This is a genomic window from Schnuerera sp., from assembly GCF_035459645.1.
GTDB lineage: Bacteria > Bacillota > Clostridia > Tissierellales > Tepidimicrobiaceae > Schnuerera.
On sequence record NZ_DATHXO010000524.1, the window covers coordinates 1 to 10,696 of the forward strand.

The 10,696-nt window shown below is 31.3% G+C and carries 11 protein-coding genes and 2 riboswitches; of the genes, 8 read left to right on the plus strand and 3 right to left on the minus strand.

The genetic code is table 11. The features are described from left to right. The 3 genes from VK998_RS12225 to VK998_RS12235 form a co-directional block, all read right to left on the minus strand. Positions 1–798 (minus strand): ABC transporter ATP-binding protein (locus tag VK998_RS12225; RefSeq protein ID WP_325228751.1); only part of this gene is annotated, 798 nt, incomplete at its 3' end. Next, positions 785–1,771: a FecCD family ABC transporter permease gene (locus VK998_RS12230; protein ID WP_325228753.1), complete on the minus strand. Its 987-nt coding sequence runs from the start codon at positions 1,769–1,771 to the stop codon at positions 785–787. The genes VK998_RS12225 and VK998_RS12230, both read right to left, overlap by 14 nt. Position 1,772: 1 nt before the next feature. After that, on the minus strand, positions 1,773–2,720 hold the full coding sequence (locus tag VK998_RS12235; protein ID WP_325228756.1) for an ABC transporter substrate-binding protein: 948 nt from the start codon (positions 2,718–2,720) through the stop codon (positions 1,773–1,775). A gap of 110 nt (positions 2,721–2,830) precedes the next feature. Then, positions 2,831–3,011: riboswitch (cobalamin riboswitch) on the minus strand. Between the two features lie 121 nt (positions 3,012–3,132). Between VK998_RS12235 and cobU the strand changes: the two genes are divergently transcribed. From cobU to cbiB, 8 genes are all read left to right on the plus strand, one after another. After that, complete coding sequence (gene cobU, locus VK998_RS12240) at positions 3,133–3,669, plus strand: bifunctional adenosylcobinamide kinase/adenosylcobinamide-phosphate guanylyltransferase (protein ID WP_325228758.1); 537 nt, start codon at positions 3,133–3,135, stop codon at positions 3,667–3,669. Next, a complete protein-coding gene (cobS, locus tag VK998_RS12245; protein WP_325228761.1) occupies positions 3,666–4,403 on the plus strand; it encodes an adenosylcobinamide-GDP ribazoletransferase in 738 nt (245 codons plus the stop codon). The genes cobU and cobS overlap by 4 nt, the downstream gene beginning before the upstream one ends. After that, positions 4,394–4,969 carry a histidine phosphatase family protein gene (locus VK998_RS12250; protein WP_325228764.1) on the plus strand — a complete coding sequence of 192 codons (576 nt, stop codon included), beginning with the start codon at positions 4,394–4,396 and terminating at the stop codon, positions 4,967–4,969. Before cobS ends, VK998_RS12250 begins: the two co-directional genes overlap by 10 nt. Positions 4,970–5,027: 58 nt before the next feature. Then, a riboswitch (cobalamin riboswitch) is annotated at positions 5,028–5,206 on the plus strand. 127 nt (positions 5,207–5,333) lie between these two features. After that, positions 5,334–6,533 carry an ABC transporter substrate-binding protein gene (locus VK998_RS12255; protein WP_325228766.1) on the plus strand — a complete coding sequence of 400 codons (1,200 nt, stop codon included), beginning with the start codon at positions 5,334–5,336 and terminating at the stop codon, positions 6,531–6,533. Between the two features lie 9 nt (positions 6,534–6,542). Then, positions 6,543–7,592, plus strand: a complete 1,050-nt coding sequence (locus VK998_RS12260) for a FecCD family ABC transporter permease (RefSeq protein ID WP_325228769.1) — start codon at positions 6,543–6,545, stop codon at positions 7,590–7,592. Then, on the plus strand, positions 7,589–8,776 hold the full coding sequence (locus tag VK998_RS12265) for an ABC transporter ATP-binding protein (RefSeq protein WP_325228771.1): 1,188 nt from the start codon (positions 7,589–7,591) through the stop codon (positions 8,774–8,776). The genes VK998_RS12260 and VK998_RS12265 overlap by 4 nt, the downstream gene beginning before the upstream one ends. Before the next feature lie 15 nt (positions 8,777–8,791). Further along, complete coding sequence (locus VK998_RS12270; protein ID WP_325228774.1) at positions 8,792–9,634, plus strand: cobyric acid synthase; 843 nt, start codon at positions 8,792–8,794, stop codon at positions 9,632–9,634. An 8-nt stretch (positions 9,635–9,642) separates the two neighbouring features. Continuing rightward, positions 9,643–10,584, plus strand: a complete 942-nt coding sequence (cbiB, locus tag VK998_RS12275; protein WP_325228777.1) for an adenosylcobinamide-phosphate synthase CbiB — start codon at positions 9,643–9,645, stop codon at positions 10,582–10,584. The last annotated feature ends 112 nt before the right edge of the window (positions 10,585–10,696 follow it).

Below are 10,696 nucleotides of genomic sequence, written 5' to 3' on the forward strand. Positions count from 1 at the left end.
CTTTTTATTTAAAGTAGGGACAATATAAGGAATATTAGTAATTGGATTATCAAGTAATTCTACATCGATTGAAAAAGCTGATTTTATATTGTCAAAAGTTAGTACCTTTTTAGGAGAACCAGAACCCATTATTTGTCCTTCCTTCATTATGAAAATTTTGTCACAAAACTGGGAAGCGAGATTAATATCATGAAGCACTGTAATCACAAGTATCCCCTTTAATGACAATCTATTCACTAGAGATAATATCTCAATTTGATATTTTATATCCAGATGTGAAACTGGTTCATCCATAAGTAATATTTTAGGTTTTTGAGCTAATGCTCTTGCTATATAGACTCTTTGCCTTTCTCCACCACTTAAATCCTTAATACTTTTATTTCTAAATTGCCAAGTATTAGTGATTTTCATAGAATCCATAACAATTTCCTTATCCTTTTTTCTTTCTGATTGAAATCTTTTGAGAAAAGGGATTCTACCCATCATTACAAGGTCATAACAACTAAATTCAAAATCATAAGGCATCTCTTGTGGAACATAAGCAATATACCTGGCTTTTTCTTTCACAGAGAAATCTTTAATATTTTTTTCAGCTATAAAAACATTGCCAGATTTGGGTTTTAAATACCCAGAGATACTTTTTAACAGGGTAGTTTTTCCACTACCATTTCCACCGATGATTCCTACCATCATACTTTCATTTATAGTAAAATCAATGCTTTTTAAAACCTCTGTTTTCCCATAAGAAAAATATAGTTTATTTACTCGTAAAACATCCATATTATCACATTCCTTCATTTTTCTGCTTATTCTTAAATAATAAATATAAAAAGAAAGGACCGCCAAAAGCAGCAGTTATTATTCCAATAGGTATTTCAGAAGGTCTTAATATAACCCGAGCTAAAGTATCGGCTAAAGTTAAAAATATAGCTCCTGATATAGCGCTAAAGGGTACAAGGATTCTATTATCGGGTCCTACGATAAGCCTTGATATATGTGGTACAATAAGCCCAACAAAACCTATTATTCCTCCCACTGATACTGCAGTAGCAGTAACCAAAGATCCTAAAATAAGTATGATTTTTTTAATCAATTCTGTATTAACTCCTAGGTGTTCTGCAACCTCTTCTCCCGTTAAAATAGCATTTAAATCTCTTGAAAATATATACATTATAAAAGAACCGATTATTATTATAGGAGAAGAAAAAATCACACTATTCCAGTTTGTAAGGCTGAATCCTCCCATAGTCCAAAAAACAATTCTAGTAAATTCATCATGGTTTAAAAGCATTAAAAGGGATATAATAGCAGAAATAAAAGCACTTATAGCGATTCCTGCCAACAACATTGTAGTCATAGATACTTTAGAGCCTGATTTCGATATGGTATATACAACTAGAATAACAAATAAAGATGAAACAAAAGCCATAAAACTAAGGCTAAAAAGTCCAAGACCTAGTATAATGGCAATAGTTGCACCAAAAGCAGCACCAGAAGAGATTCCTAAAACATAAGGGTCTGCCATAGGATTTCTTAAAAGGCCTTGAAAAAATGCACCTACAACCGAAAGTCCCATACCTACAACTGCCGATGATATTACTCGTGGAAGTCTTAAATTAAGAATAATAGTAGCATTCGTTTCATCTCCAGTACCATTAAATACATTTATAATTTCTAGCAGGGGAATTTTAACTGCCCCTGCGGAAATAGAAATTATAATTGTAATGAAAAACACTAGGATAGCTATAGAAAAAAGAATACTCTTTTTCACTTTAATCAAAAACCTCCGGATGTAAGAATTTTGCTATTTCTTCCAGACCTAAGACAATCCTATTGGAAGACCTTGCTATTATATCATCATCACTTACTACAAAAATATTTCCATTTTTAACGGCTTTCGTGTTTTGGTAACCTTCTGTTTTTTCTATATCATCTATGTTGCCAGCATGGGGGGAGGTGATGATGACATCAGGATCTTTCTTTACTAGTTCCTCTACACTATATTGAGTCCAACCTTCAATATCCTCTACAATATTATTTCCGCCTGCAAGGTTTATAAGCTCATCAATAAATGTACCTTTGCCAGCTGTCCAGTTTCCTTCAAAAGATACCAGATAAAATACATCTATTTTTGGAAGTTCTTTTACTTTATCATTGATTTCGCTAATTTTGGCTTTCATTTCATTAATTATTTTTTCTCCATTTTCCTCCATACCTGTAATTTGACCTAATAGTTCTATGGATTCATATATTCTTTCAATATTCTTAGATTCTAGCATTATAACTGGTATTCCCATATTCTCTAAAGTTTCCATTTCTTCTTGACCAGAAAGATTGGAAGCCAATATTATATCAGGGTTTTGAGCTGTTATAGCTTCAATATTGGGACCTTTGAACCCTCCTACTTTTGCTATATTTTCTACCTCTGGTGGATAATTATCATAATCTGTTACACCTACAATTTTATCACCAGCACCTAAAGCATATATTAGCTCTGTAGTAGAAGGAGCAAGGGAAACTATTCTTTCTGGCTTTTTTTCTAATGAAATTTCTCTTTCTAAAAAATCAGTAATAGTTAAAGGAAACTTAATATCAGCAGTTTCATTTGAGTTTTCAACTATATTCTCAGGTTCTGATGAATCATCTATTGTACAAGCTACCAGTGAAAATGTTAGAACAAATATTAATAATAAAGCAAATAGATTTTTAAATTTTTTCATTCAATTCCCTCCTAGTTTTGTTTTAAATATAAAAGGTCTACCTAAGGAGGTAGACCTTTTATTCAAAAATAAAGCATAAAAAATACATTACACCTTCCCTCCGAAGGTAAATTTACAAAAACCTTATGGTAGGTCTCCTGGCTTGTGATTCATATTCCACCCTGCCTTCCTACTTAAAAATCTAGGTAGTGGCATATTAGGGTTTTATCCTCACTTACAGTAGCGGGGGCTGCGCGGGATTTTCACCCGACTTCCCTTTTAACCTTACGGTCCATAAGACTTTTATATTTAATTTTGTATATATATTGTATAACTACTAATTGAGGAAGTCAACAGTTTAAACTAAAGGCTGTTTATGATATACTTTTAAATAATTAATTAAAAGATTTAAAATAAAAATATAGGTGATAATATGATCATATTAGTTACTGGTGGAGCTAGAAGTGGAAAAAGCAGTTTTGCAGAAAAGCTATATAAGGATAAAAAAGATGTGGTATATATTGCCACATCTAAAATATGGGATAAGGAGATGGAAGAAAGGATTATATTACATAGAAATAGTCGCCCTTCTTATTGGCGAACTTATGAAGGCAACTATTCATTAATCAATGCAATAGGGAAAGAAAAAAACTATTTATTAGATTGTATTACCGTTTTGACGTCTAATATAATGTTTGATATGACAGAAAACGAAGAATACATAGACAATAAATTGCAAAGTAAAGTAGAAAATAAAATATATGAAGAAATACATTCCTTGATAAAAACTATTGAATATAGGGGTTATAATTTAGTATTGGTAACTAACGAAGTAGGCTATTCCTTAGTTCCAGAAAATCATATTGGGAGAGTATTTAGAGATATTCAAGGGAGAATAAATCAAAGGGTAGCAGCTTTATCCCAAGAGGTTTATTTGGTATGCTGTGGAATACCAGTGAAAATAAAATGATAGATGGCCTAATATTATCTATCCAATTTTTAACCAGATTACCTATAAAAAAACAGGTAGAATTCAATGATGAGAATTTATCAAAAAGTATTTTTTTCTATCCGTTAATAGGTATGTTAATTGGTGGAGTTGGAGGGTTATTTTATTGGCTATTTGGCTATTTAAATGGAAACATAGGTAGTTTCTTTGCTCTAATATCTATGATAATCATAACGGGAGGACTTCATTTAGATGGATTGTCAGATACTTGTGATGGATTTTTGTCCTATAGAGATAAGGGTAGAGTCCTTGAAATAATGAAAGATAGTCGTATTGGAGCCTTTGGAGTTATATCAATAGTTCTAGATATTTTGCTAAAGTATATTCTCATATCCAGTATAGAAGGAAATATAGCCTTAGTATTAAGCCTATCCTATGGTAATAGTCGATTAATAATAGCTTATTTAATGTCTACTAAAAAAGTTACTAAAGACGAGGGAATAGGGTATATGTTCCATAAGAGCAATCCTAAAAAACATGCTTTATTTGGAGGGATTATATATATATTAATACTATTAATATTAAAGCCTATCTATTTAATACCACTATTATTTTCATTTATAGCTGGTGAGATAATGACTAAAATAACTTATAAAAAAATTGATGGTTTTACTGGAGATGTATATGGTGCTACTATAGAAATAGTAGAAACAATATCTTTAACAATATTTTTGGAGGTGCTAAAGTGGATATAATATTAATTCGACATGGACAAACAGAGGATAATGTAGGTAGAATATTTAGTACCAAGGATACTAAATTAACAGATGAGGGAAAGGAACAGATTAAAAAGACAAAAACTTTTGTTGACACCTTATCCTTTGATAAAGTATATGTAAGTCCTTTATATAGAGCTATTCAAACTATGGAAATACTAGGTTTAAATGGAGAAGTGGAAGAAAGAATTAAGGAGGTAGATTTTGGATTATTTGAAGGAAATACCTATGAGGAAATTAAGGACAAGTTCCCAAAGGAAGCTGAAATATGGGACGAAGATTATATAAATTTTGTTACTCCTAAAGGTGAAAGCATTAAAATGGCTTACGAAAGGGTGACTTCTTTTTTAGAAGAAATATCAAAAAAGGAGGAAAATGTGGTTTTAGTATGTCATGATGGAGTTACTAGAATTGCTTTATCTTGGGTATTTGATAATTTAGATTATTTTTTCAAATTTAAAATAGAAAACGGAAGCGTTAATATAATTTCTATAGATGAATATGGATTCAAGTATATTAAGAAGACTAACTATACTGTAAAATAGCAACTAAATTTATTTATTGAATAAAAATTTCTTTTGTGATAATATGAAAATTGAAAAACTAAATATAAAAATATTAGGTTCCTTTGGATTAATAAGGGAAGCTGGTGAAAATCCAGCACAGCCCCCGCTACTGTAATTGGGAACGAAATCAACTTATACCACTGAGATTATCTCGGGAAGGTGTTGAAAGTAGGATGAACCAAAAGTCAGGAGACCTACCTAATAGTTTTTGTAAAAGTAACCTTCGGAGGGAAGGGGAAGCTTATATTTTTGTGCAATTTTCGGCTATGCATATTAAAAATCCCTAACTGATGATGGTTAGGGATTTTTTTAAGTTAACTAATATAAGAAGGAGAGATGAAAAATGAATAAAAGGACTAATCTTTTGACTAAAGTAATGCTTGTAGTATTAGCTTTTACCTTGGTGTTAACAGGTTGTAATTTAGAACAAAAAGATGAAGAAATATTAGAAAGTCAGCAAGAATTAGAACAAATGGAAGAAAAGATTGATGCAGATACTGGCCTTGTTTACGAAGGTTCTATGGAATTAAAATATGCAAAGTCTTTTTCTGTAAATTATTACAAAGGTGGATATAAAACCATAGTTGATTGGAATGGTAGAAAAACTTTATTAGTCCCAGAAGGTAAAGAGGTACCTGAAGTAAAATCAGATATTGATGTTATACAATTGCCTATAAAATCAATAGGCGCTTTTACTTCAGTTGTTGCAGCAGAATTGAGACCATTAGAACTTATAGACAAGATGACTTTAGTTACTACTGAAAGAGATAGATGGCATATACCAGAGGTAAAACAGATGATGGATGAGGGGCAAATTACATATGTAGGTAAGAATAGTGCGCCGGATTATGAACTTATTGAGTCAATCAATCCAGATTTAATATTGATTACAGTTAAAACAGTTCATGGTGAAAATGATGTAATAACTAAATTTGATGAAATGGGAGTTAAATGGATATCCCATGGAAGTCAAAGAGAAACAGATCCTAGAGGTAGATTGGAATGGATAAAACTAATAGGGGCTTTGCTTGATAAGGAAGAAGAAGCAGAAGATTTTTATGAAGCCCAATTAAAAAAAATTGCTGAGGTAGAAGAAAAAGTTGCAAATCTAGAAGGCGAAAAGAAAAAATTTGCTTCCACCTTTTTTTCTAAAGATATTTACTACGTAAGAAACAAAGGAGATTATGAAGTAAAGATGTACGAACTATCAGGTGGAGAATATATACTTAGTGAATTGAATCCAGAAGAAGATGGAAATACTAAAATGAATGCGGAAGAGCTTTATAAAGGAATAGAAGATGTAGATATATTATTTTATAATACTATTCTTGGTCGTAGTGTCCAAAGTATAGACGATTTAGTGTCAAATGCAGAATATTTGAAAGATGTTAAAGCCATAAAAGAAGGAAGAGTATGGGGATATAAACCTCATTATTATCAATATTCGGATCAAGTAGCAGATATGATAGTTGATTTATATACAATATTTACAACCCCCCATGGAGAAATAACTGAAACAGATTTTTTCTTTTTAATGGAGTAATATAATAATATGGATTTAAACTTGATAAAATCAAATAATACCATTAATAATAAAGTTAGAATTTATATTGCATTTACAGTAGTGATAATACTTTTAATATTAGGAGTCATAATAAATATAATATCTGGCTCCATAGATATTACATTGAATGATTTACGAAGTATCATATTAAAGGACAAGCAGTTATCAACATTAGAATACAATATATTATTTAAAATTAGAATCCCAAGGATAATTAGTGCCATATTATTTGGAGGAGCATTAGCTATTTCAGGGTTTTTATTGCAGACTTTTTTTAGAAACCCTATAGCTGGTCCTTATGTTCTTGGAATTTCTTCAGGTGCTAGGTTTTTTGTTGGTATCTTTATTTTGACAAATATTAATATAAATATATTTGGCATAGATTCTTTCAACATATTTATAGCTTCTTTTACGGGAAGCATATTGGCTATGCTGTTTGTGCTATTTTTCGCAAAGAATATAGAAGATATCTCTGCATTGATAGTTGTTGGGATTATGCTTGGATATATTGCATCTGCAGGTACGAATTTGATGATTACATTTGCGGAACGAGAAAAAATAGCAAACTTAACATTATGGTCTATGGGGAGTTTTTCAGGAGTAACTTGGGATATGATAAAATTATCTGCTTGGATTATACTACCTACAATTATTTTAATATTTGTACTATCAAAACCTTTGGAAGGTTATTTATTAGGAGAAAGTTATGCCAAGAGTATGGGGATCAATATTAAGATATTCAGGATAACGCTAATATTTTTATCAAGTATACTTTCGGCATGTGTTACTGCTTTTGCTGGTCCTATATCCTTTGTGGGGATTGCTGTACCCCATTTAACTAGATTGATTATGAAGACTTCTAAGCCAAAGGTTTTGATACCTGGAATTTTTTCATTAGGTTCTGCTTTCTGTCTGCTATCAGATTATTTAGCAAGGACTTTGTTCTCACCAGTAGAATTAAATATCAGTACTGTAACATCTTTTATTGGTGCGCCTATAGTTATTTGGTTGATGGTAAATAGGAGGAATAGGAAATGAATTTTTTTGCAACGGAAAATTTAAAGGTAGGATATAAAAACACTGTAGTTGTAGATCGTATTAATATTGATTTAAATAAAGGAGAAATTATATGCCTACTAGGACCTAATGGCTGTGGAAAGTCGACTATTCTCAAAACTATAACTGACCATATAAAGCGTATAGGTGGTTCAATGACTGTGTTAGGAAAAGATTTAAACCATCTATCTATAAAGAATAAAGCTAAAGAAATGTCGGTAGTATTAACGGAAAGAATCAATCCAGGGATGATGTTAGCTGAAGAAGTAGTAGCCATAGGACGATATCCCCATACCAACTATTTTGGGAAATTGAATAAAAAAGATTTAGAAATAATCAATGAATCCATAGAAATAGTAGAAGGAGAAAAATTAAGATATAAGGAATTTCAATCGTTAAGTGACGGTGAAAAACAAAGGATTATGATTGCAAGAGCAATATGCCAAGAAGCAGATATAATGGTATTAGACGAGCCTACTTCATTTTTGGATATCAAATTTAAGATAGAGTTATTGAATATATTAAAAAAATTATCCTTAGAGAAGAATAAAACTATAATTATGTCTTTACATGAAATAGATTTGGTTTCTAAAATTGCAGATAAAGCTTTGTTAATCAAGGATGGAAAAGTATATAAATATGGAACACCAGAAGATATAATAACTGATAAATCTATAAGCGAAGTTTATAATCTAGGTGGAGGTTATTTTAACACAACAATGGGGAATATTGAGTTACCGAAAGTAACAAAATTTCCTAAAGTTTTTGTTGTTGGAGGAGGGGGAAAAGCAGCAAAGATATATAGGGCTTTGAATAAAAAAGGTATTGGATTTTATAGTGGGATACTATTTAAGAATGACATTGACTATAGTATATCTCAAACATTGGCTTATGAAACTATAAAAGAAGATGGTTTTGTAGATATAAGGGGTAAAACGATAATTAAAGCAAAAGAATATATAAAAAATTGCAATGTAGTTATAGACTCTGGAGTTAGCTTGGTTGGAATCAATAAAGGTAATTATGATTTGCTTAAATTTGCATCACAAGAAGAAATTAAAATTTTATCATTAAGAGAAGAAAATATGGGATTAAATTTAATAAATCATTATTCCATATCGTCTATAATAGAGGAGTTGGCTAATTCCTATTTAAAAATTAAGTAACAAGGGAGGAATAAAATGGCAAATATTATGATACAAGGCACCACATCTTCAGCAGGAAAATCCTTTATATGTACTGCACTATGCAGAATATTTAAAGAAGATGGATATAAAGTAGCCCCTTTTAAATCACAAAATATGTCTTCAAAATACTATGAAACAAAAGAAGGATATAAAATGAGCACAGCCCAAGCTTTGCAAGCTAAAGCAGCAGGTATAGAGCCAAACCCTAATATGAATCCTATATTATTAATACCTAATTCAGACACAGGTAGTGAAGTAATTATTAAAGGGAAATTACATAAAAGGATGGAAGCTTTGGAGTACTTTGACTATAAAGATGAATTAAAGCCAATGATTGAAGGAACTTACAGAAAATTAGATAGAGAATACCAGATTGTAGTATTAGAAGGAGCAGGTAGCCCAGCAGAGATTAATTTAAAGGATAAGGATATTGTAAATATGGGGATGGCAGAAATAGCTCATGCTCCAGTGCTATTAGTAGCAGATATAGATAGAGGAGGGGTGTTTGCTTCACTATATGGCACGGTAATGCTTTTAGAAGAAGAGGAAAGGACTAGAATCAAAGGGTTGATTATCAATAAATTTAGAGGAGACAAAAAATTATTGGAAACAGGAATTGAAATGATAGAGAAACTATTAAATATACCAGTAATAGGTACTATTCCCTTTAGTCCATTAGAATTGGTAGATGAAGATTCTTTGATAGATTATGATAAAAATTGTAATACAATTGTTCAGGGTGAAGAAGAAATGGAAGAAGAATTTAAGAAATTATCCAAATTAATAAGAAAAAATTTAAATATAGAATATGTATATTCTTTATTGAAATTAGATTAGGTGAAAATATGAAATATTTATTGATAGCAGTAATATTGGATTTGATATTAGGAGATCCCTATAATTTTCCTCATCCTGTAAAGCTTATGGGAAAGCTAATATCACTAGAGGAAAAATTAGTCAGGAAAATAAATAGAGATCCTTCAGCTTCGCTTCAGGATGACAAGCAACTTAGTCTTTATGATTCCGAGGACAGGTTTTATGATTCGGAGAACAGATTTAGTCATGCTGAGAACAATTTTAGTCATGCTGAAAATAATTCTAGTCATGTTGAGAACAAATTTAGTCATGCTGAGAACAGATTTAGTAATTCTGAGCGTCAGCGAAGAATCTCTAACTTAAAAATAGGAGGACTTATAATAGTAATAATAAACATCATTTTAGCTTTTACAATACCTTATCTATTGCTAAAAAGTGTAGACAATTACAAAACCCTGTACAATATCATTAATATATACCTTATATATACTTGTATTGCAGCTAGATCTTTAGAAAAAGAGGCTATGAAGGTATATCATGGACTAGAAAAAAGTATTGAAGAAGCAAGATATAAACTTTCCTATATAGTTGGAAGAGACACTAACAATCTTACGAATGAGGAAATAGTAAAAGCAACTATAGAAACTGTAGGGGAAAACACTGCAGATGGAGTTATAGCACCTTTATTCTACATTATGTTATTAGGCGCTCCAGGGGGTCTCATGTATAAGATGGTAAACACTATGGATTCTATGTTAGGTTACAAAAATGAAAAATATATGGATTTAGGCTTTTTTCCTGCAAAAGTTGACGATATGTTTAACTATATTCCTGCTAGGCTTACAGGAATTTTAATGAATATATCTTCCACTTTTAGATTTGATATTAAAAATGGGATTAGAATAATGATAAGGGATAAGGAAAACCACAAAAGTCCCAATGCTTCCTCGATGGCCTGCTGCATGGTGTAGACGTGGAAGGCCTGCGGGATATTGTCACCGGAGGCCGGCAGGGTCGGATCGGGTAGTCGGCCGAACAGTTCCAGGGTCTTGGCCTTGGGCGTGGCGGTGAAGGCTAGGTAGC

Bases quoted from the DNA above. Each gene is read 5' to 3' on its own strand.
- VK998_RS12235 (WP_325228756.1), bottom strand. From the start codon at position 2,720: ATGAAAAAATTTAAAAATCTATTTGCTTTATTATTAATATTTGTTCTA.
- cobU (WP_325228758.1), top strand. From the start codon at position 3,133: ATGATCATATTAGTTACTGGTGGAGCTAGAAGTGGAAAAAGCAGTTTT.
- cobS (WP_325228761.1), top strand. From the start codon at position 3,666: ATGATAGATGGCCTAATATTATCTATCCAATTTTTAACCAGATTACCT.
- VK998_RS12255 (WP_325228766.1), top strand. From the start codon at position 5,334: ATGAATAAAAGGACTAATCTTTTGACTAAAGTAATGCTTGTAGTATTA.
- VK998_RS12260 (WP_325228769.1), top strand. From the start codon at position 6,543: ATGGATTTAAACTTGATAAAATCAAATAATACCATTAATAATAAAGTT.
- VK998_RS12265 (WP_325228771.1), top strand. From the start codon at position 7,589: ATGAATTTTTTTGCAACGGAAAATTTAAAGGTAGGATATAAAAACACT.
- VK998_RS12270 (WP_325228774.1), top strand. From the start codon at position 8,792: ATGGCAAATATTATGATACAAGGCACCACATCTTCAGCAGGAAAATCC.
- cbiB (WP_325228777.1), top strand. From the start codon at position 9,643: ATGAAATATTTATTGATAGCAGTAATATTGGATTTGATATTAGGAGAT.